Annotated in this window: 26 protein-coding genes; 19 read left to right on the top strand and 7 right to left on the bottom strand. The window is 50.8% G+C overall.

All coding sequences use genetic code 11. The annotated features are described in order from the left end of the window. A partial coding sequence (locus EQY_RS0101170; protein WP_000385190.1) for a ThiF family adenylyltransferase occupies positions 1–324 on the top strand: 324 nt, incomplete at its 5' end. Positions 325–411: 87 nt separating this feature from the next. Here the strand turns inward: EQY_RS0101170 and fsa are convergent. Next, positions 412–1074, bottom strand: coding sequence for a fructose-6-phosphate aldolase (gene fsa, locus EQY_RS0101175; RefSeq protein ID WP_001487873.1), 663 nt, complete (start codon positions 1072–1074; stop codon positions 412–414). 130 nt (positions 1075–1204) lie between these two features. On the opposite strand from fsa, the gene EQY_RS0101180 reads away from it, so the two are divergent. The 4 genes from EQY_RS0101180 (at position 1205) to EQY_RS0101195 (ending at position 6909) form a co-directional block, all read left to right on the top strand. Beyond that, on the top strand, positions 1205–2104 hold the full coding sequence (locus tag EQY_RS0101180; RefSeq protein ID WP_000576968.1) for a glycyl-radical enzyme activating protein: 900 nt from the start codon (positions 1205–1207) through the stop codon (positions 2102–2104). A 5-nt stretch (positions 2105–2109) separates the two neighbouring features. After that, positions 2110–4542, top strand: a complete 2433-nt coding sequence (locus EQY_RS0101185) for a glycyl radical protein (protein WP_000209350.1) — start codon at positions 2110–2112, stop codon at positions 4540–4542. A gap of 140 nt (positions 4543–4682) precedes the next feature. Further along, a complete protein-coding gene (gene ybiV / locus EQY_RS0101190) occupies positions 4683–5498 on the top strand; it encodes a sugar-phosphatase YbiV (protein WP_000216898.1) in 816 nt (271 codons plus the stop codon). A 151-nt stretch (positions 5499–5649) separates the two neighbouring features. After that, positions 5650–6909, top strand: a complete 1260-nt coding sequence (locus EQY_RS0101195; protein WP_000144772.1) for a DUF1479 domain-containing protein — start codon at positions 5650–5652, stop codon at positions 6907–6909. A 228-nt stretch (positions 6910–7137) separates the two neighbouring features. Here EQY_RS0101195 and EQY_RS0101200 read toward each other — a convergent pair whose 3' ends face one another. Further along, the gene (locus EQY_RS0101200) at positions 7138–8730 is read right to left on the bottom strand and encodes an ABC-F family ATPase (RefSeq protein ID WP_000961452.1); all 1593 of its coding nucleotides are present in this window, start codon (positions 8728–8730) and stop codon (positions 7138–7140) included. Positions 8731–8948: 218 nt separating this feature from the next. On the opposite strand from EQY_RS0101200, the gene ldtB reads away from it, so the two are divergent. Further along, positions 8949–9869, top strand: coding sequence for a L,D-transpeptidase (gene ldtB / locus EQY_RS0101205; protein ID WP_001056379.1), 921 nt, complete (start codon positions 8949–8951; stop codon positions 9867–9869). 57 nt (positions 9870–9926) lie between these two features. Here the strand turns inward: ldtB and EQY_RS0101210 are convergent, their stop codons facing one another. Next, a complete protein-coding gene (locus EQY_RS0101210; protein WP_000056471.1) occupies positions 9927–11045 on the bottom strand; it encodes an anion transporter in 1119 nt (372 codons plus the stop codon). After that, positions 11042–11509, bottom strand: coding sequence for a manganese-binding transcriptional regulator MntR (gene mntR, locus EQY_RS0101215; protein ID WP_000091013.1), 468 nt, complete (start codon positions 11507–11509; stop codon positions 11042–11044). Before mntR ends, EQY_RS0101210 begins: the two co-directional genes overlap by 4 nt. 185 nt (positions 11510–11694) lie before the next feature. On the opposite strand from mntR, the gene mntS reads away from it, so the two are divergent. Both mntS and opgE read left to right on the top strand, forming a co-directional pair. Beyond that, the gene (gene mntS, locus EQY_RS0101220; RefSeq protein WP_001001762.1) at positions 11695–11823 is read left to right on the top strand and encodes a manganase accumulation protein MntS; all 129 of its coding nucleotides are present in this window, start codon (positions 11695–11697) and stop codon (positions 11821–11823) included. Positions 11824–12094: 271 nt separating this feature from the next. Next, the gene (gene opgE, locus EQY_RS0101225; RefSeq protein WP_001054641.1) at positions 12095–13678 is read left to right on the top strand and encodes a phosphoethanolamine transferase; all 1584 of its coding nucleotides are present in this window, start codon (positions 12095–12097) and stop codon (positions 13676–13678) included. A 49-nt stretch (positions 13679–13727) separates the two neighbouring features. On the opposite strand, the gene ompX is transcribed toward opgE, so the two are convergent. Then, positions 13728–14243, bottom strand: coding sequence for an outer membrane protein OmpX (ompX, locus tag EQY_RS0101230; protein ID WP_024212356.1), 516 nt, complete (start codon positions 14241–14243; stop codon positions 13728–13730). 52 nt (positions 14244–14295) lie between these two features. Then, positions 14296–14361 (bottom strand): hypothetical protein, encoded by a 66-nt coding sequence (locus tag EQY_RS26025; RefSeq protein ID WP_138984106.1) that lies wholly within the window; start codon positions 14359–14361, stop codon positions 14296–14298. Positions 14362–14595: 234 nt separating this feature from the next. Between EQY_RS26025 and rhtA the strand changes: the two genes are divergently transcribed. The 6 genes from rhtA (at position 14596) to ybiO (ending at position 21283) form a co-directional block, all read left to right on the top strand. Continuing rightward, positions 14596–15483, top strand: a complete 888-nt coding sequence (rhtA, locus tag EQY_RS0101235; RefSeq protein WP_024212357.1) for a threonine/homoserine exporter RhtA — start codon at positions 14596–14598, stop codon at positions 15481–15483. Between the two features lie 298 nt (positions 15484–15781). Further along, complete coding sequence (dps, locus tag EQY_RS0101240) at positions 15782–16285, top strand: DNA starvation/stationary phase protection protein Dps (protein WP_000100800.1); 504 nt, start codon at positions 15782–15784, stop codon at positions 16283–16285. Between the two features lie 404 nt (positions 16286–16689). Further along, positions 16690–17436, top strand: coding sequence for a glutamine ABC transporter substrate-binding protein GlnH (gene glnH / locus EQY_RS0101250; RefSeq protein ID WP_000843874.1), 747 nt, complete (start codon positions 16690–16692; stop codon positions 17434–17436). A gap of 126 nt (positions 17437–17562) precedes the next feature. Then, positions 17563–18222: a glutamine ABC transporter permease GlnP gene (gene glnP / locus EQY_RS0101255; RefSeq protein WP_001159053.1), complete on the top strand. Its 660-nt coding sequence runs from the start codon at positions 17563–17565 to the stop codon at positions 18220–18222. Then, a complete protein-coding gene (gene glnQ, locus EQY_RS0101260) occupies positions 18219–18941 on the top strand; it encodes a glutamine ABC transporter ATP-binding protein GlnQ (RefSeq protein WP_000569077.1) in 723 nt (240 codons plus the stop codon). Before glnP ends, glnQ begins: the two co-directional genes overlap by 4 nt. Before the next feature lie 116 nt (positions 18942–19057). Then, positions 19058–21283 (top strand): mechanosensitive channel protein, encoded by a 2226-nt coding sequence (ybiO, locus tag EQY_RS0101265; RefSeq protein WP_001267280.1) that lies wholly within the window; start codon positions 19058–19060, stop codon positions 21281–21283. On the opposite strand, the gene rlmF is transcribed toward ybiO, so the two are convergent. After that, positions 21280–22206, bottom strand: coding sequence for a 23S rRNA (adenine(1618)-N(6))-methyltransferase RlmF (rlmF, locus tag EQY_RS0101270; RefSeq protein ID WP_010354760.1), 927 nt, complete (start codon positions 22204–22206; stop codon positions 21280–21282). The two genes, ybiO and rlmF, sit on opposite strands and share 4 nt — an antisense overlap. A gap of 275 nt (positions 22207–22481) precedes the next feature. Between rlmF and mcbA the strand changes: the two genes are divergently transcribed. From mcbA to ybiJ, 5 genes are all read left to right on the top strand, one after another. Continuing rightward, positions 22482–22742: a DUF1471 family periplasmic protein McbA gene (gene mcbA, locus EQY_RS0101275; protein ID WP_010347475.1), complete on the top strand. Its 261-nt coding sequence runs from the start codon at positions 22482–22484 to the stop codon at positions 22740–22742. A 265-nt stretch (positions 22743–23007) separates the two neighbouring features. Further along, positions 23008–25290 carry a catecholate siderophore receptor Fiu gene (locus tag EQY_RS0101280; RefSeq protein WP_000430029.1) on the top strand — a complete coding sequence of 761 codons (2283 nt, stop codon included), beginning with the start codon at positions 23008–23010 and terminating at the stop codon, positions 25288–25290. A 41-nt stretch (positions 25291–25331) separates the two neighbouring features. Next, positions 25332–26009, top strand: a complete 678-nt coding sequence (gene ybiX, locus EQY_RS0101285; RefSeq protein ID WP_000990155.1) for a PKHD-type hydroxylase YbiX — start codon at positions 25332–25334, stop codon at positions 26007–26009. Between the two features lie 73 nt (positions 26010–26082). Beyond that, positions 26083–26349 carry a C4-type zinc finger protein YbiI gene (ybiI, locus tag EQY_RS0101290; RefSeq protein ID WP_000146362.1) on the top strand — a complete coding sequence of 89 codons (267 nt, stop codon included), beginning with the start codon at positions 26083–26085 and terminating at the stop codon, positions 26347–26349. Positions 26350–26613: 264 nt separating this feature from the next. Then, entirely contained in the window at positions 26614–26874 is a 261-nt protein-coding gene (ybiJ, locus tag EQY_RS0101295; protein ID WP_000849301.1) for a DUF1471 family protein YbiJ, read from the top strand. Positions 26875–26909: the final 35 nt, after the last annotated feature.

Raw genomic sequence — 26909 nt, forward strand, 5'->3', positions numbered from 1 at the left:
TTTGCCGCGAAGGTGCCGCTGGTTTCCGGCGCGGCAATTCGTATGGAAGGTCAAATCACCGTCTTTACTTATCAGGACGGCGAGCCTTGCTACCGCTGCCTTAGCCGTTTGTTTGGCGAAAACGCGTTAACCTGCGTGGAAGCAGGCGTGATGGCGCCATTGATTGGCGTAATTGGTTCGTTGCAGGCAATGGAAGCGATCAAACTGCTGGCAGGCTATGGGAAACCTGCCAGCGGAAAAATCGTTATGTACGATGCGATGACCTGTCAGTTCCGCGAAATGAAACTGATGCGCAATCCGGGATGTGAGGTTTGCGGGCAGTAATTGTCGCCTCCAGGCCTGATAAGACGCGGCAGGCATCGGTGCACTCCGCCACGTTATAAGCAATTTATGAGGATGCAGAACATCCCGTTAAATCGACGTTCTGCCAAACGCGCCCTGCCAGTCCTGCTCAAACTTCGCTACGGCAGCGTCAACCGCCGGATAGCTAATCATCTGTTGTGCCACATCCAGCGGCAGGGTGATGGATTCACATCCTGCCAGTAAGCAGTCCAGCGCCTGACGCGGGGTTTTGAAACTCGCGGCTAACACTTTCGCCTGTGGCGCATGCATTTTCAGTAACTGATGCAAATCGGTCACGGTTTGAATACCGCTACCACCCTGAGCATCAATACGGTTGACATAAGGCGCAACATATTCCGCGCCCGCCAGCGCCGACAACAGCCCTTGTGCCGCGCCATACACCGCCGTGCCCAGCGTCGGGATCCCTTCCGCTTTTAACATCTTAATAGCTGCCAGCCCCTCGGCGGTCACCGGGACTTTCACCACGATATCCGCAATAATAGAACGCAATTTACGTGCGTCATTCACCATCCCTTCAGCAGTGGTAGCCATTACCTGGGCAAACAGACGCCCCTGACCGCCCATCGCCTCGTGAAGTTGCGGAAGCACAACGTCCAGCGGTTTTTTACCCGCTGCGATAATGCTTGGGTTAGTGGTCACACCCGCCAGCGGAAAAATACGTGACAGCGCCTTCACCGCAACAACGTCTGAAGTATCCAGATACAGTTCCATAACCATCCTCAAAATGTACTTTTTGTCTGAAACCAGACTACCACGAGAAAACTCTCTGAACAGTTGACGCACATCAACATAACTTTCATTCGAAAGTAATTTAATATTTGAACGAAACAGAGAGGCATCTATGATCTTCAATATTCAACGCTACTCGACCCACGACGGCCCCGGCATTCGCACAGTGGTTTTTCTGAAAGGTTGCTCGCTGGGTTGTCGCTGGTGTCAGAATCCTGAAAGCCGCGCCCGCACGCAGGATCTACTGTATGACGCACGTCTGTGCCTGGAGGGCTGCGAGCTATGTGCTAAGGCCGTGCCGGAAGTGATTGAGCGCACGCTGAATGGCCTGCTTATTCATCGGGAAAAGTTAACCCCGGAGCATCTGACGGCGTTAACCAACTGCTGCCCGACACAGGCGTTAACCGTGTGTGGTGAAGTGAAAAGCGTTGAGGAGATCATGGCGACCGTTTTGCGCGATAAACCGTTTTACGATCGCAGCGGCGGCGGCTTAACGCTTTCTGGCGGTGAACCCTTTATGCAGCCGGAAATGGCGACGGCGCTACTGCAAGCCAGCCACGAGGCCGGCATTCATACTGCGGTAGAAACCTGCCTGCATGTGCCGTGGAAATATATCGCCCCTTCTCTGCCCTATATCGATCTGTTTCTTGCCGATTTAAAACACGTCGCCGACGTGCCGTTTAAACAGTGGACCGACGGTAACGCCGCCAGAGTGCTGGATAACCTGAAAAAACTCGCCGCAGCGGGGAAAAAAATCATTATCCGCGTGCCGCTGATTCAGGGCTTTAATGCTGACGAAACCTCTGTAAAAGCCATTACCGATTTTGCCGCCGACGAGCTGCACGTTGGCGAAATTCATTTCCTGCCCTACCACACGCTGGGCATCAACAAATATCACTTACTTAATCTGCCCTATGACGCCCCGGAAAAACCGCTTGATGCGCCAGAACTGCTCGACTTTGCCCAGCAGTATGCCTGCCAGAAAGGGTTAACCGCGACTTTACGAGGATAACAACCATGACAACACTGAAACTGGACACGCTCAGCGACCGCATTAAAGCGCACAAAAATGCGCTGGTGCATATTGTGAAACCGCCGGTCTGTACCGAGCGCGCACAGCACTATACCGAGATGTATCAACAACATCTCGATAAGCCGATCCCGGTTCGTCGCGCGCTGGCGCTGGCGCATCACCTGGCGAATCGCACCATCTGGATCAAACACGATGAGTTGATCATCGGCAACCAGGCAAGCGAAGTTCGCGCCGCGCCAATCTTCCCGGAATATACCGTGTCGTGGATCGAAAAAGAGATTGATGATCTGGCCGATCGTCCCGGCGCGGGTTTTGCGGTGAGCGAAGAGAACAAACGCGTTCTGCATGAAGTGTGCCCGTGGTGGCGCGGTCAGACCGTACAGGATCGCTGCTACGGCATGTTTACCGATGAGCAAAAAGGCCTGCTGGCGACCGGTATTATCAAAGCAGAAGGCAATATGACCTCCGGCGATGCACACCTGGCGGTCAATTTCCCGCTGCTGCTGGAAAAAGGGCTTGATGGTCTGCGCGAGAAAGTGGCGGAGCGTCGCTCGCGTATCAACCTGACTGTGCTGGAAGATTTGCACGGCGAGCAGTTCCTGAAAGCGATTGATATCGTGCTGGTTGCAGTCAGTGAACATATTGAACGTTTCGCTGCCCTGGCGCGTGAAATGGCAGCCACCGAAACCCGCGAAAGCCGTCGCGATGAACTGCTGGCAATGGCAGAAAATTGCGATCTTATCGCCCACCAGCCGCCGCAGACGTTCTGGCAGGCGCTGCAACTGTGCTACTTCATCCAGTTGATTTTACAGATCGAATCTAACGGTCACTCGGTGTCGTTTGGTCGTATGGACCAGTATCTCTATCCGTACTATCGCCGCGACGTTGAACTGAACCAGACGCTGGATCGCGAACACGCCATCGAGATGCTGCATAGCTGCTGGCTGAAACTGCTTGAGGTGAACAAGATCCGCTCAGGCTCGCACTCGAAAGCCTCTGCGGGAAGTCCGCTGTATCAGAACGTCACCATTGGCGGGCAAAATCTGGTTGATGGTCAGCCGATGGACGCAGTGAATCCGCTCTCTTACGCGATCCTGGAATCCTGCGGTCGTCTGCGCTCCACTCAGCCTAACCTCAGCGTGCGTTACCATGCGGGAATGAGTAACGATTTCCTCGACGCCTGCGTACAGGTGATCCGCTGCGGCTTCGGGATGCCGGCGTTCAACAACGACGAAATCGTGATCCCGGAATTTATTAAACTCGGTATTGAACCGCAGGACGCTTACGACTACGCAGCGATTGGTTGTATCGAAACCGCCGTCGGCGGCAAATGGGGCTATCGCTGCACCGGCATGAGCTTTATCAACTTCGCCCGCGTGATGCTGGCGGCGCTGGAAGGCGGTCGTGATGCCACCAGCGGCAACGTGTTCCTGCCGCAAGAAAAAGCGTTGTCAGCGGGTAACTTCAACAACTTCGATGAAGTAATGGACGCGTGGGATACGCAAATCCGTTACTACACCCGCAAATCGATCGAAATCGAATATGTGGTCGACACCATGCTGGAAGAGAACGTGCACGATATTCTCTGCTCGGCGCTGGTGGATGATTGCATTGAGCGAGCGAAAAGTATCAAGCAAGGCGGCGCGAAATATGACTGGGTTTCTGGCCTGCAGGTCGGCATTGCCAACCTCGGCAACAGCCTGGCGGCAGTGAAGAAACTGGTATTTGAACAGGGCGCGATTGGTCAACAACAACTGGCTGCCGCGCTGGCGGATGACTTCGATGGCCTGACTCACGAGCAACTGCGTCAGCGTCTGATTAACGGCGCGCCGAAGTATGGCAACGACGATGATAGCGTCGATACGCTGCTGGCTCGCGCCTATCAGACCTATATTGACGAACTGAAGCAGTACCACAACCCGCGCTACGGTCGTGGTCCGGTTGGCGGCAACTATTACGCAGGTACGTCGTCTATCTCCGCTAACGTACCGTTTGGCGCGCAAACAATGGCAACGCCGGACGGACGTAAAGCACATACCCCGCTGGCGGAAGGCGCAAGCCCGGCTTCCGGTACTGACCATCTCGGCCCAACGGCGGTCATTGGCTCGGTGGGTAAACTGCCTACCGCAGCGATTCTCGGCGGTGTATTGCTCAACCAGAAACTAAACCCGGCGACGCTGGAGAACGAATCTGACAAGCAGAAACTGATGATCCTGCTACGCACCTTCTTCGAAGTGCATAAAGGCTGGCATATTCAGTACAACATTGTTTCCCGCGAAACGCTGCTGGAAGCGAAAAAACATCCGGATCAGTACCGGGATCTGGTCGTGCGCGTAGCGGGCTATTCCGCCTTCTTCACCGCGCTCTCTCCAGACGCTCAGGACGATATCATCGCCCGCACCGAACACATGCTGTAATCCCCTCAGCCCGGCGTCACCGCCGGGCTAAAACATTCACAAATTCAATTTTACTCTCACCTTCATTCGAAATTAGTTTGTGCTCCGCATCACATTGTCATTACACTGTGGCGTTTGCATTCATTGCCGGGAGCACTTTTATGACTGTAAAAGTTATCGTTTGCGATATGGACGGTACTTTTCTTAACGACGCCAAAATGTACAACCAGTCACGTTTTATGGCGCAGTATCAGGAACTGAAAAAGCGCGATATTGAGTTCGTTGTCGCCAGTGGTAACCAGTATTACCAGCTTATTTCCTTCTTTCCTGAGCTAAAAGATGAGATCTCTTTTGTCGCGGAAAACGGCGCGCTGGTCTACGAACATGGCAAGCAGTTGTTCCACGGCGAACTGACCCGGCATGAATCCAGGATTGTCATTGGGGAACTGCTGAAAGATAAACAACTCAATTTTGTCGCCTGTGGTCTGCAAAGCGCATACATCAGTGAAAATGCGCCGGAAGCATTCGTCGCACTGATGGAAAAACACTACCATCGACTGAAACCTGTGAAGGATTACCAGGAGATTGATGACGTGCTTTTCAAGTTTTCGCTCAACCTGCCGGATGAACAAATCCCGCTGGTTGTCGACAAACTGCACGTTGCGCTCGATGGCATTATGAAACCTGTCACCAGTGGCGCGGGTTTTATCGACCTGATTATTCCCGGCCTGCATAAAGCAAATGGTATTTCGCGGTTGTTAAAACGCTGGGGTCTGTCGCCGCAAAATGTGGTAGCGATTGGCGACAGCGGTAACGACGCAGAGATGCTTAAAATGGCGCATTATTCCTTTGCGATGGGCAATGCTGCGGAAAACATTAAACAAATCGCCCGTTACGCTACCGATGATAATAATCATGAAGGCGCGCTGAATGTGATTCAGGCGGTGCTGGATAGCTCCGCTCCTTTCAATAAGTAATCTTCTCCCGGCCGGAGCGACCGTTCCGGCATCTCTCTTTTTTGCTCACTTTGTGCACTGACTCAAGATTTTTATCTTGCGTTAACTTATTTTTAACTTAAAGTATCAATCGTAACTATTTTTACTTTCGAACGAAAGTTGCGAGGTTGATATGACTTTTACCTATGAGACGCTGCCAACAGATGCGAAAACGGCTATCCGTGAAATGAAAGCGAAGCTGCGACAACAGATCGGCGATGTACAACAGGTCTTCGAAAAACTCTCTGCAAAAATCGAAGCGCGTGTAGCAGAAATAGACGCACTGAAAGCGCAAGGATTGCCGGTTTGGCCGGAAGTTCCTTATAGCGACATTGCAGCAGGTACAGTGAGTGAAGCCACGCGCAATGAGATAAAACGTCGCGGTTGCGCGGTAATAAAAGGCAATTTCCCCCGCGAGCAGGCGCTGGCGTGGGATCGCGCAATGCTCAACTACCTTGATGCCAATCACTTTGATGATGTGTATAAAGGTCCCGGTGACAGCTTTTTCGGCTCGCTGGAGGCGTCTCGCCCCGAAATCTATCCCATTTACTGGTCACAGGCACAGATGCAGGCGCGGCAGAGCGACAATATGGCTGCGGTGCAATCTTTCCTTAACCGTCTGTGGAAGTCTGAAAGCAACGGCAAACAATGGTTTGATCCCGATGTCAGCGTGATCTATCCAGACAGGATCCGCCGCCGCCCACCGGGCACGACGTCCAAAGGTCTGGGGGCACACACTGATTCTGGCGCACTGGAACGCTGGTTATTACCTGCTTATCAGCGCGTTTTTGCCCATGTTTTCAACGGTAATTTTGATGATTACGATCCGTGGGATGCCGCACACCGTACCGAAGTAGAAGAATACACCGTCGATAACACCACCAAATGTTCGGTGTTCCGCACGTTCCAGGGCTGGACGGCACTTTCCGATATGTTACCAGGCCAGGGATTGTTACACGTGGTGCCGATCCCGGAAGCGATGGCATACGTTCTGCTGCGTCCGTTGCTGGATGACGTACCGGACGACGAGCTGTGCGGTGTTGCGCCTGGTAAAGTTCTGCCTGTTTCAGAGAAATGGCATCCCTTATTGATGAAAGCACTAACGTCAATTCCGGCAATAACAGCGGGGGATTCTGTCTGGTGGCACTGCGATGTGATCCACTGTGTCGCACCGGTAGACAATCAACAGGGCTGGGGGAATGTGATGTATATTCCTGCCGCGCCGATGTGCGAGAAAAACCGGGTTTATGCGCACAAGGTCAGGAAAGCACTGGAAAAAGGTGCATCGCCGGGAGACTTCCCACGGGAAGATTATGAAACAAACTGGCAAGGCCGATTTACACTGGAAGATCTGAACGTTCACGGTAAACGCGCGCTGGGCATGGATGTTTGAGAAGTGATGGATTAGTGGAAGTGAATTGATGTGAGGTTAAGAAAGTAGGTTCGATGTTGCTCAGATTGCTGACAAAGTGCGCTTTGTTCATGCCGGATGCGGCGTTAACGCCTTATCCTGCCTACAAAGTCCTTCATATTCAATATATTGCAGGTACTGCATAGGCCTGATAGCAATCTTGTATTTGTCATCAGTAGCCCTGACATAACCAGGGCTACTGACTATAACTTACTCGATCCCTTTACTACGCAGGTAATCTTCGTAATTACCGCTAAAGTCAATCACGCGTTCCGGCGTGATTTCCAGAATACGGGTCGCCAGGGAGCTTACAAACTCACGGTCGTGAGAAACAAAAATCAGCGTGCCCTGATACAGTTCCAGCGCCATGTTAAGCGACTCGATGGATTCCATGTCCAGGTGGTTGGTCGGTTCGTCCATGATCAGAATGTTCGGTTTCTGCATCATTAACTTACCAAACAGCATACGGCCTTTTTCACCACCGGAAAGCACTTTAGCAGGCTTTTTGATGTCGTCCTGGCTGAACAACAAACGACCGAGAATGCTGCGCACCGCCTGCTCGTCATCGCCTTCCTGTTTCCACTGGCTCATCCATTCAAACACAGTCAGGTCATTATCGAACTCATATTCGTGATCCTGCGCGTAGTAACCAATGCGCGCGTTCTCTGACCATTTTACGGTGCCACTATCCGGTTCCAGATCACCCACCAACGTTTTCAGCAAAGTCGATTTACCGACGCCGTTGGTGCCGAGTACCGCCAGCTTTTCACCCACTTCCAGCAGCAGGTTGAGATTTTTAAACAGTGGACCGTTATCAAACCCTTTGGTCAGACCTTCCACTTCCAGCGCGTTACGGAACAGTTTCTTATCCTGCTCGAAACGGATGAACGGGTTCTGACGGCTGGAGGCTTTCACCTCTTCCAGTTTGATTTTATCAATCTGGCGCGCGCGCGAAGTTGCCTGGCGAGATTTCGAGGCATTGGCGCTAAAGCGGCTAACGAAAGATTGCAGCTCAGCAATCTGCGCTTTCTTCTTGGCGTTATCAGCCAGCAGACGCTCACGCGCCTGGGTCGCCGCCGTCATGTACTCATCGTAGTTGCCCGGATAAACGCGCAGCTCGCCGTAATCCAGATCCGCCATGTGGGTACAAACCATATTAAGGAAGTGACGGTCGTGCGAGATGATGATCATGGTACTGTCTCGCTCGTTCAGCACCTGCTCCAGCCAGCGAATGGTATCGATGTCCAGGTTGTTGGTTGGTTCGTCGAGCAGGAGAATGTCTGGATCAGCAAACAGCGCCTGCGCCAGCAACACACGCAGCTTCCAGCCAGGAGCAACTTCACTCATCGGGCCGTAGTGTTGTTCTACTGGAATTCCCACACCAAGCAACAGCTCACCGGCGCGCGCTTCCGCAGAGTAACCGTCCATTTCGCCGTATTTCACTTCCAGATCGGCAACTTTATAGCCATCTTCTTCGCTCATTTCCGGCAAAGCATAGATGCGGTCGCGCTCCTGCTTCACTTCCCACAACTCTTTATGCCCCATGATCACCGTATCCAGCACGGTGAACTCTTCAAAGGCAAATTGATCCTGACGTAGCTTACCAATGCGCTCGTTGGGATCGAGGGAAACGTTACCCAGCGTCGGCTCTAAGTCGCCGCCGAGGATCTTCATAAAGGTGGATTTACCACTACCGTTCGCGCCAATCAGGCCGTAACGGTTGCCGCCGCCAAATTTGACGGAAATGTTTTCAAACAACGGCTTACTGCCGAACTGCATGGTGACGTTACTGGAAACTAACACAGGCGTATCCTGAAAAGAGATATGACAAACCGCGCATTATGCCATAAGTCTGAAAGAAGATCCCGTCCCCCGCTTAAGGTCTACACTCTTCCCAAAGGCAAAAAATGTGATTTAGTACACATCTGATTTCACTGTTAGCTGGAATGAACATATAATGCGCTTCCAATACTCTAATATTCTCAACCTAATGGCCTGCCAGGCACGAAATCTCGCTTAACATGAATATGAAATTGAAAACGTTATTCGCAGCGGCCTTCGCTGTTGTCGGCTTTTGCAGTACCGCTTCAGCGGTAACTTATCCTCTGCCAACCGACGGGAGTCGCCTGGTTGGTCAGAATCAGGTGATCACTATCCCTGAAGGTAACACTCAGCCGCTGGAGTACTTTGCGGCGGAGTATCAGATGGGGCTTTCCAATATGATGGAAGCGAACCCGGGTGTGGATACCTTCCTGCCGAAAGGCGGCACCGTACTGAATATTCCGCAGCAACTGATCCTGCCGGACACTGTTCATGAAGGCATTGTGATTAACAGCGCAGAGATGCGTCTGTATTACTATCCGAAAGGAACTAACACCGTTATCGTACTGCCGATCGGCATTGGTCAGTTAGGCAAAGACACACCTATCAACTGGACCACCAAAGTAGAGCGTAAGAAAGCAGGCCCGACCTGGACGCCGACCGCCAAAATGCATGCAGAATACCGCGCTGCGGGCGAACCGCTTCCGGCTGTCGTTCCGGCTGGCCCGGATAACCCGATGGGGCTGTACGCACTGTATATCGGTCGCCTGTACGCTATCCACGGCACCAACGCCAACTTTGGTATCGGCCTGCGCGTAAGCCACGGTTGTGTGCGCCTGCGTAACGAAGACATCAAATTCCTGTTCGAGAAAGTGCCGGTCGGTACTCGCGTACAGTTTATTGATGAGCCGGTAAAAGCGACCACCGAGCCGGACGGCAGCCGTTATATTGAAGTCCATAACCCGCTGTCTACCACCGAAGCCCAATTTGAAGGTCAGGAAATTGTGCCAATTACGCTAACCAAGAGCGTGCAGACAGTGACTGGTCAGCCGGATGTCGATCAGGCTGTTCTGGATCAGGCTATTCAAAACCGTTCCGGGATGCCGGTTCGTCTGAATTAATCTTTAAAACTTAAAGCAAAGGCGGACTCATAATCCGCCTTTTTTATTTGTCGGCTCTTACACTGCCGGGAACATAACTAACAAAACGTATCCTACCAGCGCCGCCCACAACAGCATCGGTATCGAATAGAGATGGAAACGCCACCAGATCCGGCGATCGTTCGCCATCCGTAGCGCAATCAAATTTGCCAGCGATCCGGGTAATAAGCCAAAACCACCTACGTTTACCGCCCATGCCAGTAATAAAGACGGTGGTACATAATTGAGCAGCAAAATCGTGCTCGGCACGTTACTGATCACCTGCGATAAACCAATCGCCGTTAACCATAATCCGGGTTCGGATAAATGACTCACGTTACTCAACACGCCTTGCAACGCCGGAAGCTGGGTCAGTAAATGGACGTCGATAAACATCGCCATAAACACCAGCAGCAACGTCCAGTCCACACTCAGCACCACGCGACGCGCCAGAAGCGTAAACCCCACTGCCACAATCACCAGCCCCCACAGCTCTTGTTTCAACTCCAGCGCCGTAAGGAAGACGATATACAGTCCCAGACAACTCCACACCAGCCGTGGTTTCCACTCCGGCGTTTGCGTCCCCGTATGATATTGCAGCGCCTTTCCAGGGAAACAACACCAGCACAGCAGCAGCAATGTCAGCATCATTGCGCCAGCCAACGGTGCCATCTGTGCAATAAAACCGGCAAACGAAAGACCCGAACGTCCCCAGATAAGGATATTTTGCGGATTACCAATCGGCGTCAGCAGCGATCCGGCATTCACTGCCAGTGCCTCAAAAATAATCAGCCGATTAACCGGGATCTCACACAGTCTTTTCAGCGTGATGGTCAGCGGGACAACAATAAACAGCGCGACATCGTTGGTCAGAAAGGTAGAAAGCAGCGCCGCCGCCAGCACCATAAACATCGCCAGCCGACGCTCAGTAGCAAAACGGCGCACCATTTTGCGCCCAAGCACATCAAAATAACCGCTTAATTCAACACCTTTGGTCAGCAGCATCAGGCCACTTAAGGTAATGATGGTGTGCCAGTCGATAGCGCCAGGCCAGGATTTCGGCGCAAAGGGAACAAAAAAACTTAATCCGATACCAACGAGAATTAATAACTGAAAAAAGCGATCGCCTTGCAGCGTGCGTAAAAAAGGCAGGCTCATTTGGCACCGTGTTTCTGGGTAAACAAACGAAAGGCGTCCAGCGTCTGTTCACTGACATGGTGTTCCATGCCTTCCGCGTCGCGACGGGCAATTTCCGGGCTGACGCCCAACACCAACAAGAAATTTTCGACTATCTGATGGCGCTCGCGGCTTTCCTGCGCCAGCTTCTCTCCTTCCGCCGTTAAAAACACGCCACGCCACGGGATCATTTCAATCAGCCCCAGGGTTGCCAGCCGCTTAAGCATTTTAGCCACCGTCGGTTGCGAAACGCCCAGACGAGCAGCCATGTCCACCTGACGGGCTTCCCCCACTTCTCTTATCAGGTCAGAAATCAGCTCAACATAATCGTCAATAAGTTCGCGGCGATGCGCTTCTCTTACCTGGCGAAACCCTTCAACGTGCTCTTCCACGTTCACTAACTGCGTCACTTTTTTTGCTGTTGGCGTACCTGCGCGACGACTCATTGTGCTTCCTCATTATGGTGACACATATATAGCGTTCTTATTTCGTGCGCACATTGTAAACCAGAGTTGCGAAGGCACAAAAAATTAACGTTTTAGCAATAGCTATATAATATAGCCTGTGCTATATCTGTATGTAATGCAATCATCCCTCAAGGAGTGACGGGATTAGCAAGTCAGGAGGTCTTATGAATGAGTTCAAGAGGTGTATGCGCGTGTTTAGTCATTCTCCCTTTAAAGTACGGTTAATGCTGCTCTCGATGTTGTGCGATATGGTCAACAATAAACCGCAGCAGGATAAACCCTCCAATAAATAGCGGCGTCGCGGTACGCCGCTTCACTCCTGCTTTATTGCAGGCATAAATCTTTACTGCCTGAAAACCCCCACTTTTTGTCAGATTTGCAATCTTCTTCGCAAAAGATTTGTTCGTCAGTAGTTGACCTGAACGGCGGCTCGCTCTATCTTCTTGCAGCCCTGCGTATATTGCGGCTCGCGGATGCGGACCCTTTTCCCCTCTTCACGCACTCTTGCAGGTATTGACCCTTGACGCCAGGGTAAGCACATGGCGTTTGTTACGATAGTGGCATATGAATTTAACCCTCAAAGAATCGCTTGTTACCCGTAGCCGGGTATTTAGCCCGTGGACTGCGTTCTACTTTTTACAGTCGCTATTAATTAATCTCGGCTTAGGCTATCCCTTCAGTTTTCTCTACACCGCCGCGTTTACGGCTATTTTGCTTTTGCTATGGCGGACATTGCCTCGCGTGCAAAAAGTCCTGGTCGGCGTCAGTTCATTAGTGGCAGCCTGTTATTTCCCTTTTGCTCAGGCCTACGGTGCGCCTAACTTCAATACCTTGCTGGCCCTGCACTCCACCAATATGGAAGAGTCAACTGAAATCCTGACGATTTTTCCGTGGTACAGCTATCTGGTCGGCTTATTTATTTTTGCGCTCGGCGTGATAGCTGTCCGGCGAAAAAAAGAGAGTGAAAAAACGCGCTGGAGTAAATTCGACAGCCTGTGTCTGGTATTCAGCGTGGCGACATTTTTTGTCGCTCCCGTGCAAAACCTGGCCTGGGGCGGCGTATTTAAATTGAAGGATACTGGCTATCCGGTATTTCGTTTCGCTAAGGATGTCATCGTCAACAATAACGAGGTGATTGAAGAGCAAGAGCGGATGGCAAAACTTTCCGGGATGAAAGATACCTGGACGGTTACTGCAGTTAAACCGAAATATCAGACCTATGTGGTGGTGATCGGTGAAAGCGCACGTCGCGACGCTCTCGGTGCCTTTGGCGGTCACTGGAATAACACCCCGTTTGCCAGCAGCGTTAACGGTCTGCTCTTCGCTGATTACATTGCCGCCAGCGGCTCCACGCAAAAATCGCTCGGCTTAACGCTTAACCGCGTCGTCGATGGCAAACCACAATTTCAGGATAACTTTGTCACCCTTGCCAACCGCGCAGGTTTTCAGACCTGGTGGTTTTCCAATCAGGGACAAATTGGTGAGTACGATACCGCCATCGCCAGCATTGCCAAACGTGCAGATGAAGTGCACTTCCTGAAAGAAGGTAATTTTGAAGCAGATAAGAACACCAAAGACGAAGCGTTACTGGACATGGCCGCTCAGGTGCTGGCGCAAGAACACTCGCAACCGCAACTGATTGTTTTGCATCTGATGGGCTCACATCCGCAGGCCTGCGACCGGACACAAGGCAAATACGAAACCTTTGTGCAATCGAAAGAGACGTCGTGCTATCTCTACACCATGACGCAAACAGACGATTTACTGCGCAAACTCTATGACCAGTTACGCAACAGCGGTAGCAGTTTCTCGCTGGTTTACTTTTCTGACCACGGTCTGGCCTTTAAAGAACGCGGTAAAGAAGTGCAATATCTGGCTCATGACGATAAATATCAGCAAAATTTCCAGGTGCCTTTTATGGTCATTTCCAGCGACGATAAAGCGCACCGGATAATTAAAGCCCGCCGTTCAGCCAATGACTTCTTAGGTTTTTTCTCTCAATGGACAGGGATTAAAGCGAAGGAGATCAACATCAATTACCCGTTTATCTCTGAGAAGAAAGCCGGGCCGATATATATCACTAACTTCCAGTTACAGAAGGTGGATTACAACCATCTCGGAACCGATATATTCGATCCCAAATCTTAAGATAAAAAAATCCGCCCCGAGAGGCGGATTTTTTATATCACCGAAGTGATTAGAAGCGGTAACCAACACCGGCAATCCAGGTGCCTACGTCAACGTTACGAATACGGCTCTGCTCGTAAGAGAAGTCCAGAGCAACGTTTTCGATTGGGTTGAACTGCAGACCCGCACCGTAGGAGAAGCCGTAGTCGCTGGTGTCATGTTTGTAGGTCGGGTATTCAGTGGTCTGGAATTTACCATAGCCCACACCCACTACACCGTAGATGCTTGCCCAGTCGTTAATGCGGTAAGCCGGACCAGCAGTGATGCCGTAGTACTGGGTTTTGTTGTAGTCACCAGAGCTTGCAGTACGGCTTTTCTCGGTGTAAGTGAAAGAACCGATCACACCCAGCGGGCTGTTGTCTTCTTCATAGCGGTATTTCAGGTTGAAACCGCCCATTTTGTTCATTTTGCCCTGAGCGTCGCTCTGTGCATAACCACCAGTTACGGTAGAAGTCGCAGCTACAGAAGTACCTGCGGTGAAAGCCAGAACTGCGGCCAGTGCTGAAAGACATGCAATTTTTTTCATAACCACCTCAAATGTGATTCAAATAAGTCCTAAGTTTTAAATATATCAAAAATTAATGGGAAACTCTTGGCGATTTGTGATGTCTAACGAGCCATTTCGTGTAACAGAACGTTTCCATTCACCGCTATCCATCTAAATTTAAATCATTTTTTCAGTGAACTGCGTAAGTATTACGCATATATTCACACTCTCTCATCCAGATTATTCTTAATCAGCAAACTGATGAATCCATCAATCCTGGCGCATTTTAGCCAAAACGGGGAAAAAATTTTTCAACAAATGCTCAACCACCCACTGGTACATCCAGTACACTCCACGCTTTACCTTGCTATACAACTTTATGGGAGAAAGGATGCCAGGGTCATTACGTAAAATGCCGGTCTGGTTACCAATAGTCATATTGCTCGTTGCCATGGCGTCTATTCAGGGTGGGGCTTCATTAGCAAAATCACTTTTTCCACTGGTTGGCGCGCCTGGAGTGACTGCGCTGCGCCTTGCACTGGGAACACTGATTCTTATCGCTTTCTTTAAACCGTGGCGGCTGCGTTTTGCCAGAGAACAACGGTTGCCGCTGTTGTTTTACGGTGTATCTCTGGGTGGGATGAACTATCTCTTTTATCTCTCTATTCAGACTGTACCTCTGGGAATTGCAGTTGCGCTGGAGTTCACCGGGCCACTGGCGGTGGCGCTGTTCTCCTCTCGTCGCCCGGTAGATTTCGTTTGGGTTTTGCTGGCAGTGCTCGGTCTGTGGTTCCTGCTGCCGCTGGGGCAAGATGTTTCCCATGTCGATTTAACCGGCTGTGCGCTGGCGCTCGGTGCCGGTGCTTGTTGGGCTATCTACATATTAAGTGGGCAACGTGCTGGTGCTGAACACGGCCCTGCGACGGTGGCGATCGGTTCGCTGATTGCGGCATTAATTTTCGTGCCAATCGGTGCGTTACAGGCTGGAGAGGCTCTCTGGCATTGGTCGGTTGTTCCATTAGGTTTAGCTGTCGCAATTCTCTCGACCGCTCTGCCCTACTCGCTGGAGATGATTGCCCTCACCCGTTTGCCGACGCGGACATTTGGTACGCTGATGAGCATGGAACCAGCACTGGCCGCCATTTCCGGGATGATTTTCCTCGGTGAGATGCTGACGCCAATACAGATTCTGGCGCTCGGCGCTATCATTGCCGCTTCAATGGGCTCCACGTTGACAGCACGCAAAGAGAGCAAAATAGAAGAAATAGATATTAATTAAATTTACAATTCTGCATGGTTATGCATAACCATGCAGAATATTTCGCTAAATTTCACCTGCCACATCCTTATATATCTGACTATACAAAAGCATATTTATTCCGAAAATTCCTGGTGAATATATAAATAAGAATTATTCTTACTATAATATATAACCAACTGTATTTTATGCAGTTTTATTTTTTACGTTTGTTACCACTATTAGTGTGATAGGAACAGCCAGAATAGCGGAACACATAGCCGGTGCTATACTTAGTCTCGTTAATTACTGGGACATAACATCAAGAGGATATGAAATTATGAGTACCGCTAAATTAGTTAAATCAAAAGCGACCAATCTGCTTTATACCCGCAACGATGTCTCTGACAGCGAGAAAAAAGCGACAGTAGAGTTGCTGAATCGTCAGGTTATCCAGTTTATTGATCTTTCGTTGATTACCAAACAGGCACACTGGAATATGCGCGGCGCCAACTTCATTGCCGTACATGAAATGCTGGATGGCTTCCGTACCGCTCTGATCGATCATCTGGATACCATGGCTGAACGCGCGGTACAACTGGGCGGCGTTGCCCTTGGCACCACTCAAGTTATCAATAGCAAAACACCGCTGAAAAGCTACCCGCTGGACATCCACAACGTTCAGGATCACCTGAAAGAGCTGGCGGATCGTTATGCAATTGTCGCCAATGATGTACGTAAAGCCATTGGTGAAGCAAAAGATGATGATACTGCAGATATCCTGACCGCCGCCTCCCGCGACCTGGATAAATTCCTGTGGTTTATCGAATCTAACATCGAATAACACCACCGCTGATGGTTCAAAACGTTAACAAACAATAAAAGCGGCTTCCTGAAAGGGGGCCGTTTTTTTTTGATGCCCTGTCTCTACGCACTTTTTTAGTGCATCCCATTCCCCTTCCAGCCTGACAAAGTAAACTTTTTGTATCAACATCATCACACAATCGTTACATAAAGATTGTTTTTTCATCAGGATTTACGCTAAATAATCATTGTGTTGACTGCACTATTTTAGCGCACCACTTTGGCGCCCCATAATGGTGCAATCTAACGGTGTTGCCTCATAAATCGTGCAATGCATTTTTATCGCCTCTCGAAAAATCAACGAGTTGCAAAACTGGCACGATTTTTTCATATAGGTAAATGTTACGCAGGGGATCGTCCCGTGGATAGAAAAAAGGAAATGCTATGAAGTCTGTATTAAAAGTTTCACTGGCAGCACTGACCCTGGCTTTTGCGGTTTCTTCCCATGCCGCAGATAAAAAATTAGTTGTCGCGACAGATACCGCTTTCGTTCCGTTTGAATTTAAACAGGGCGACAAATACGTGGGCTTTGATGTCGATCTGTGGGCGGCAATCGCCAAAGAACTGAAGCTGGATTACGAGCTGAAACCGATGGATTTCAGCGGTATCATTCCGGCGCTGCAAACCAAAAACGTCGATCTGGCGCTGGCGGGCATCACTATCACCGACGAGCGTAAAAAAGCGATCGATTTCTCTGACGGCTACTACAAAAGCGGTCTGTTAGTGATGGTGAAAGCGAACAACAACGATGTGAAAAGCGTGAAAGATCTCGACGGTAAAGTGGTTGCAGTGAAGAGCGGCACTGGCTCCGTTGATTACGCGAAGACGAACATCAAAACCAAAGATCTGCGACAGTTCCCGAACATCGATAACGCCTATATGGAACTGGGTACTAACCGCGCAGACGCCGTCCTGCACGATACACCAAACATTCTTTACTTCATCAAAACCGCTGGTAACGGCCAGTTTAAAGCGGTGGGTGACTCTCTGGAAGCACAGCAATACGGTATTGCTTTCCCGAAAGGTAGCGACGAGCTGCGTGACAAAGTTAACGGCGCGTTGAAAACTCTGCGCGAAAACGGAACTTACAACGAAATCTACAAAAAGTGGTTCGGTACTGAACCGAAATAATAACGCTACACCTGTAAAGCGCACGGACAGTTCCCTCTCCCCTCTGGGGAGAGGGGCACAGGCCTGCTCCAACACCATTAATTACCCTGAATTTGATTATTTACACCACGGTAACAGGAACAACATATGCAGTTTGACTGGAGTGCCATCTGGCCTGCCATTCCGCTTCTGATTGAAGGCGCCAAAATGACCCTGTGGATTTCGATCCTCGGTCTGGCTGGCGGCCTGGTGATCGGACTGGCGGCAGGTTTTGCACGCACCTTTGGCGGTTGGATAGCCAACCACGTCGCGCTAGTCTTTATTGAAGTGATTCGCGGCACACCTATCGTCGTCCAGGTGATGTTTATCTACTTCGCCCTGCCGATGGCGTTTAACGACTTACGCATCGACCCGTTTACTGCGGCGGTGGTCACCATCATGATCAACTCCGGCGCGTACATTGCGGAAATCACGCGTGGCGCAGTGCTGTCAATCCACAAAGGTTTCCGTGAAGCCGGGCTGGCACTTGGTCTTTCACGTTGGGAAACCATTCGCTACGTCATTTTACCGCTGGCACTGCGCCGTATGCTGCCGCCGCTGGGCAACCAGTGGATCATCAGCATTAAAGACACCTCGCTGTTTATTGTTATCGGCGTGGCGGAACTGACTCGTCAGGGGCAAGAAATTATTGCCGGCAACTTCCGCGCCCTTGAGATCTGGAGCGCCGTGGCGGTGTTCTATCTGATTATTACCCTGGTGCTGAGCTTTATTCTGCGTCGTCTGGAAAGAAGGATGAAAATCCTGTGATTGAATTTAAAAACGTCTCCAAGCATTTTGGTCCAACCCAGGTGCTGCACAATATTGATTTGAACATTGCTCAGGGCGAAGTCGTGGTGATTATCGGGCCGTCCGGTTCCGGTAAATCAACCCTGCTACGCTGCATCAACAAACTGGAAGAAATTACCTCTGGTGATCTGATTGTCGATGGTCTGAAGGTTAACGATCCGAAAGTTGACGAGCGTCTGATTCGCCAGGAAGCGGGCATGGTGTTCCAGCAGTTTTACCTCTTCCCGCATCTGACGGCGCTGGAAAACGTGATGTTTGGCCCTTTACGCGTGCGTGGCGCAAACAAAGAAGAGGCAGAAAAACTGGCACGTGAGTTGTTGGCGAAGGTCGGTCTGGCAGAACGTGCGCATCACTACCCTTCCGAACTTTCTGGTGGTCAGCAACAGCGTGTGGCAATTGCCCGTGCGCTGGCAGTGAAGCCGAAAATGATTCTGTTTGATGAACCGACTTCCGCTCTCGATCCTGAACTGCGCCATGAAGTGCTGAAGGTTATGCAGGATCTGGCTGAAGAAGGGATGACGATGGTGATCGTGACCCACGAAATCGGTTTTGCTGAGAAAGTGGCTTCACGTCTAATCTTTATTGATAAAGGCCGGATTGCGGAAGATGGCGATCCGCAGGTGTTGATCAAGAACCCACCGAGCCAGCGTTTGCAGGAATTTTTACAGCACGTCTCTTAACTTCTCAGCCTCCCTTTCCCCCGAAAGGGAGGCACACCAGATTCCTCTCATTTCAAATCGCCCCTCCCCCAGCATCTATACTTATCTTTTTGCTTTGTTTTCTCACTGGAGGAGTCATGCGGTGGATCCTGTTCATCCTCATCTGCCTGCTAGGCGCACCTGCCCACGCGGTGTCCATACCCGGCGTAACAACCACAGCAACAACAGATTCAACCTCTGAACCGGTTTCAGAACCGGATATCGAACAAAAAAAAGCGGCCTATGGCGCACTGGCGGACGTGCTGGATAATGACACCTCGCGCAAAGAGTTGATCGACCAGCTACGCACCGTTGCCGCCACGCCCCCCACAGACCCCGTACCGAAAATCGTACCGCCGACGCTGGTTGAAGAGCAAACCGTGCTGCAAAAGGTGACTGAAATCAGCCGCCATTATGGCGAAGCACTCTCCGCGCGCTTCGGGCAACTTTACCGTAATATCACTGGCTCCCCGCATAAACCCTTTAACCCGCAAACCTTCAACAACGCGCTGACCCATTTTTCAATGCTAGCGGTGCTGGTGTTTGGCTTTTACTGGCTGATTCGCCTGTGCGCGCTGCCGTTATATCGCAAAATGGGTCAGTGGGCGCGGCAAAAAAACCGTGAGCGCAGCAACTGGTTACAGCTTCCGGCGATGATTATCGGGGCGTTTATTATCGATTTGCTGTTGCTGGCACTGACGTTATTTGTCGGCCAGGTATTAAGCGACAACCTGAACGCCGGTAGTAAAACCATTGCTTTTCAACAAAGCCTGTTTCTCAATGCTTTCGCTCTGATTGAGTTTTTCAAAGCTGTTTTACGCCTGATTTTCTGCCCGAACGTGGCAGAGCTGCGCCCGTTCAATATTCAGGATGAAAGCGCCCGCTACTGGTGCCGCCGCCTTAGCTGGTTAAGCAGTCTGATTGGTTATGGACTGATTGTGGCAGTGCCAATTATCTCTAATCAGGTGAATGTGCAAATCGGGGCGCTCGCCAACGTGATAATCATGCTGTGCATGACCGTCTGGGCGCTCTATCTGATCTTTCGTAATAAAAAAGAGATCACCCAGCATCTGCTCAACTTCGCGGAGCACTCGCTGGCATTCTTCAGCCTGTTTATTCGCGCTTTTGCGCTGGTGTGGCACTGGCTGGCAAGCGCCTATTTTATTGTGCTGTTTTTCTTTTCGTTGTTCGATCCGGGCAACAGCCTGAAATTTATGATGGGTGCAACGGTGCGCAGCCTGGCGATTATTGGTATCGCAGCGTTTGTTTCCGGTATGTTTTCCCGCTGGCTGGCGAAGACCATCACCCTCTCGCCACATACTCAGCGTAACTATCCGGAGCTGCAAAAACGGCTGAACGGCTGGCTATCAGCGGCGCTGAAAACGGCGCGTATTCTGACGGTATGCGTGGCAGTGATGCTGCTACTCAGCGCCTGGGGGCTGTTCGATTTCTGGAACTGGCTGCAAAACGGCGCGGGGCAGAAAACCGTGGATATCCTGATCCGTATCGCGCTCATCCTTTTCTTCTCGGCGGTTGGCTGGACAGTGCTCGCCAGTTTGATCGAAAACCGGCTGGCTTCGGATATTCATGGCCGCCCGCTGCCCAGCGCCCGCACGCGCACCCTGCTGACGCTGTTCCGTAATGCGCTGGCGGTAATCATCAGTACCATCACCATCATGATTGTGTTGTCGGAAATCGGCGTCAATATCGCGCCACTGCTGGCAGGTGCCGGGGCATTAGGCCTGGCTATCTCGTTTGGTTCGCAAACGCTGGTAAAAGATATTATTACCGGCGTGTTCATTCAGTTTGAAAACGGCATGAACACTGGAGATTTGGTTACCATCGGGCCGTTGACCGGCACGGTGGAACGGATGTCGATTCGCTCCGTGGGCGTGCGTCAGGATACCGGGGCATATCACATTATTCCGTGGTCTTCGATAACCACCTTTGCTAACTTCGTCCGTGGCATTGGTTCGGTGGTCGCAAATTATGATGTCGATCGTCATGAAGATGCCGATAAAGCCAATCAGGCACTGAAAGATGCGGTAGCGGAATTGATGGAAAATGAAGAAATTCGCGGGCTGATTATTGGTGAACCGAACTTTGCCGGCATTGTCGGCTTAAGCAATACCGCGTTTACGTTGCGTGTTTCGTTCACCACACTGCCACTCAAACAGTGGACGGTACGCTTTGCCCTCGACAGCCAGGTGAAAAAGCATTTCGACCTGGCGGGTGTTCGCGCGCCGGTGCAAACTTATCAGGTGCTACCTGCACCGGGAACGCCCCCGGTAGCACCACTGCCATCGGGGGAGCCAACGCTTTAACGCTGGCGATTGACAAAACGACGGCGCTGTTCGTCGTTCATAAAGGTCCAGGCAATAAAGCGACTCTGCTTTTGCCCCTGGGCCATCTCTTTTTTGACCACTTTCACCGCACCAACATCCGTCAGTGCACGATACAAAGGCGGTAAGTTTTCGCCACGAGATACCAGCGAGGTAAACCACATCACCTGCTTTGCGAAGCCTTTACTCTCTTCAATCATCTTTTTGATAAAGGCCACTTCGCCGCCTTCACACCACAATTCCTGCTGTTGACCACCAAAGTTCAGCGCGTTATCTCTGTCCAGCCCCAGGTTACGCCGTTTGCGCTCGCTGCCGGCACGCGCTGCTGCTGCGGAGTCATGGAACGGCGGGTTGCACAAGGTTGCGTCGTATTGCTCGTTTTTGTGGATGATGCCGTTAAAAATGGCGCCGGTATCCTTTTGCCGACGCAGACGGATAGCGCGGTTAAGACCCGGATTGGCGCTGATGATCGCCTGCGCACTGCTTAACGCCTGGCTGTTAGTTTCTGTACCGGTAAAACGCCAGCCATATTCATGCACACCAATCAGCGGATAAATACAATTCGCACCAACACCGATATCCAGAATACTGGCATTGGCTGGAATTGTTCCGCTTGCCTCAGCCAGTAAATCGGCAAGATGATGAATATAATCTGCCCGCCCCGGCACTGGTGGGCAGAGAAAACCGTCAGGGATATCCCAGCTCGCCACAGCATAAAAATGTGCCAACAGCGCCTTGTTGAGCGCCTTCACTGCCAGCGGATTGGCGAAGTCAACGCTTTGCTCACCGGCAGGGGTAAGCGTAAGGAATTGCGCCAGTTCAGGATTCACCTGACAAAGCGTGGCGAGATCGTAGCGACTGTGATGACGATTGCGCGGGTGTAACCCCGGTTTCTGGGCGGACATAGCATTCTCCTTTAAGCAGCGGCGTAAGATACCCGCATAACGCAGCAGGGTAAATATCTGGCTGCGTTTAACATGCTTCAAAACCTTAACCCGACTTCATTTTTTATCAATTCATCATAAAAATCAGTGTTCTTCATGTCATTGATTTGTCTGGTTTTGTAAAATTATTTTGTTCAAAAAATAAGCACATCTCTGTCAATTTTTTGCGTCATTTCCATCGCACAGGAGACCTACACTTATCATGCACTACTCGTTGTATTTATGAGGATGTCATTATGAAAAAGTGCCTCGCACTACTGATTGCCACCGTCCTGAGCGGAATCACCTTCACGGCTTATGCCGCGCAACCACTGAGTAACCAGGACAGCGGTCAACTACGACCCGCCGGAACCGTTTCGGCGACCGGCGCATCTAACTTAAGCGATCTGGAGGATAAACTGGCAGAAAAAGCGCGCGAACAAGGCGCGAAAGGTTATGTCATTAATTCCGCAGGCGGAAATGACCAGATGTTCGGTACTGCAACCATCTACAAATAACCCCACCAACGCAACTGCATTCACCTCTGGATGCAGTTTTCGCCCAATTTGTAATCAAAAAACATCAAATATGAACACAATGTAAATAAATGTATTTCTTTTTCGTGCAATGGGTGATAGAAAATCGCGCCAAGTGATAATGCTTATCAAAATTATTATCACTTGCACGAACACTTTTACGGGATTAACAGTGGCATCGCATCCGCAGAGATGCTTTCTCGTGAAAGTGAAAACTTCAACATATAAGAAAAAGTCACCTGCAAAAATGGAAAACAATCGCAATTTCCCTGCCAGACAATTTCATTCGCTCACGTTCTTTGCCGGTCTTTGTATTGGCATCACGCCTGTGGCTCAGGCACTCGCCGCCGAAGGGCAAACTAACGCGGATGACACGCTGGTTGTCGAAGCATCAACGCCTTCGCTTTATGCGCCACAACAATCTGCCGATCCGAAATTCTCGCGTCCGGTAGCGGATACTACCCGCACGATGACGGTGATTTCTGAACAAGTGATTAAAGATCAGGGCGCAACCAACCTTACCGACGCGCTCAAAAACGTTCCCGGCGTGGGTGCGTTTTTTGCTGGTGAGAACGGTAACTCCACCACTGGCGACGCTATTTATATGCGCGGCGCCGATACCTCTAACAGCATTTATATTGATGGCATTCGCGATATTGGCAGCGTCTCGCGCGACACCTTCAATACCGAACAGGTCGAAGTGATTAAAGGGCCGTCCGGCACCGACTACGGGCGTAGCGCACCGACGGGTTCGATCAATATGATCAGCAAACAGCCGCGCAATGATTCAGGTATTGACGCCTCCGCCAGTATTGGTAGCGCCTGGTTCCGTCGCGGCACTCTGGACGTTAATCAGGTCATTGGCGATACCACTGCGGTACGTCTGAATATGATGGGCGAAAAAACGCACGATGCCGGGCGCGATAAAGTCAAAAATGAGCGTTACGGCGTCGCCCCTTCCGTGGCATTTGGTCTTGGTACATCGAATCGTTTGTATCTCAACTATTTACACGTTACCCAACACAATACGCCAGACGGCGGCATTCCGACCATTGGTTTACCGGGCTATTCCGCACCTTCTGCGGGTACGGCGGCGCTGAATCATTCCGGAAAAGTTGATACACATAACTTTTATGGTACGGATTCCGATTACGACGATTCGACCACCGATACTGCCACCATGCGTTTTGAGCACGACATCAGCGATAACACCACGATTCGCAATACCACACGTTGGTCGCGCGTGAAGCAGGATTATCTGATGACGGCGATTATGGGAGGGGCGTCAAATATTACCCAGCCCACCAGCAATGTGGATAGCTGGACATGGTCACGCACGGCGAATACCAAAGATGTAAGCAATAAAATCCTCACCAACCAGACTAACCTGACATCGGCATTTTATACCGGTTCAATTGGTCATGACGTCAGTACCGGCGTGGAATTTACCCGCGAAACGCAGACCAACTACGGCGTTAATCCGGTGACGTTACCGGCGGTGAATATTTATCATCCTGACAGTAGCATTCATCCTGGCGGCCTGACACGCAATGGCGCAAACGCTAATGGTCAGACGGATACCTTCGCGATTTATGCCTTCGATACGCTGCAAATCACCCGTGATTTTGAGCTAAACGGCGGAGTTCGGCTGGACAATTATCATACTGAATATGACAGTGCCACCGCCTGCGGCGGCAGCGGACGCGGTGCCATCACCTGCCCTGATGGCGTAGCGAAAGGTTCTCCGGTCACCACCGTCGACACCGCCAAGTCGGGCAATCTGGTGAACTGGAAAGCCGGGGCGCTGTATCACCTGACGGAAAACGGCAATGTCTATATTAACTATGCCGTTTCCCAGCAGCCGCCGGGCGGCAACAACTTCGCCCTTGCGCAGTCTGGCAGCGGTAACAGTGCCAACCGCACCGATTTTAAACCGCAAAAAGCCAACACCAGCGAGATTGGCACCAAATGGCAGGTTCTGGATAAACGCCTGTTGCTCACCGCCGCGCTGTTCCGTACTGATATCGAAAATGAAGTTGAGCAAAATGATGACGGGACTTATTCGCAATACGGTAAGAAACGCGTCGAAGGCTATGAGATATCCGTGGCCGGGAATATCACTCCCGCGTGGCAGGTGATTGGCGGCTATACCCAGCAAAAAGCAACCATCAAAAACGGCAAAGAAGTTGCCCAGGATGGTTCCTCATCGCTGCCGTATACCCCGGAGCACGCCTTTACCCTATGGAGCCAGTATCAGGCAACCGATGATATTTCTGTTGGTGCGGGCGCACGGTATATCGGCAGTATGCATAAAGGTTCAGACGGCGCGGTGGGAACGCCAGCATTTACCGAAAGTTATTGGGTCGCCGACGCCAAACTGGGGTATCGGGTTAATCGCAATCTCGACTTCCAGCTAAACGTCTACAACTTGTTTGATACCGATTACGTCGCCTCAATCAATAAGAGCGGCTACCGTTATCATCCGGGCGAGCCAAGAACTTTCCTGCTCACCGCCAATATGCATTTCTGATTCAGATGTGGGGTGAAAGCCCCACTTTTTGGAGAACTTATATGATGTACCACATTCCCGGCGTGTTATCGCCACAGGACGTCGCCCGCTTTCGTGCACAACTGGAACAAGCCGAATGGATTGATGGACGCGTCACCACCGGCGCACAAGGCGCGCAGGTCAAGAATAATCAACAGGTAGATACCCGCAGCGCGTTATATGCCGCATTACAAAATGAAGTGCTGAACGCGGTTAAACAACATGCTTTGTTCTTTGCCGCTGCCTTGCCGCGTACCATTTCCACACCGCTGTTTAATCGCTATCGGAACAATGAAACCTATGGTTTTCATGTGGATGGCGCAGTACGCAGTCATCCACAAAACGGCTGGATGCGCACCGATCTTTCCGCCACGCTGTTTTTGAGCGATCCACAAAGTTACGAAGGCGGCGAACTGGTCGTCAATGACACCTTCGGGCAACATCGGGTAAAACTCCCGGCTGGCGATCTGGTGTTGTATCCCTCCAGCAGCCTGCACTGTGTGACCCCCGTAACGCACGGCGTAAGGGTGGCATCATTTATGTGGATACAATCAATGATCCGCGATGATAAAAAGCGCGCCATGCTGTTCGAACTGGACAACAATATTCAGTCACTCAAAAGCCGCTACGGCGAAGGAGAAGAGATCCTGTCGCTACTCAATCTTTATCATAATCTGCTGCGGGAATGGTCGGAGATCTGACGCTTGAACTGCCCAGGTTCATCCCTGGATTAGCTACACTTAACAGTACAAGCATTGATATGAGGAGGACGATATGGCATCCGGTTGGGCTAACGATGACGCCGTCAACGAACAGATCAACAGTACAATTGAAGATGCGATTGCCCGCGCCAGGGGTGAAATTCCGCGTGGCGAAAGCCTGTATGAATGTGAAGAGTGCGGTGCCCCCATCCCGCAGGCTCGTCGGGAAGCCATTCCTGGCGTGCGCTTATGCATTCATTGTCAGCAGGAGAAAGATTTACAAAAACCATCTTATACAGGATATAATCGCAGAGGTTCGAAAGACAGCCAGTTACGTTAACTACAACTGGCGGGATGTTTAGCGTGTATAATTTGTATTTTGCGTGGCATTCCGTGCCTTTAACGCAGCCGTAACTGCCACATGTTACAAAATTGGTTCATACATACGATAAATGAATGGATTATCAGCATGTTAGATATCAATCAATTTATTTGAACAAGGCGGTCAATTCTCTTCGATTTTATCTCTCGTAAAAAAACGTGATACTCATCACATCGACGAAACAACGTCACTTATACAAAAATCACCTGCGAGAGATTAATTATGAAAACTATCAATACTGTTGTTGCTGCTATGGCGCTTTCCACTCTGTCTTTTGGCGTATTCGCGGCGGAGCCGGTCACGGCATCCCAGGCACAGAACATGAATAAAATCGGCGTGGTTTCTGCCGATGGCGCATCCACCCTCGATGCCCTGGAAGCAAAACTGGCTGAGAAAGCGGCAGCAGCCGGTGCTAGTGGATACAGCATTACTTCCGCCACCAACAACAATAAATTAAGCGGTACTGCGGTAATTTATAAGTAATTCGTAGGACGGATAAGGCGTTTACGCCGCATCCG

This window comes from Escherichia sp. TW14182 (assembly GCF_000208525.1).
GTDB lineage: Bacteria > Pseudomonadota > Gammaproteobacteria > Enterobacterales > Enterobacteriaceae > Escherichia > Escherichia ruysiae.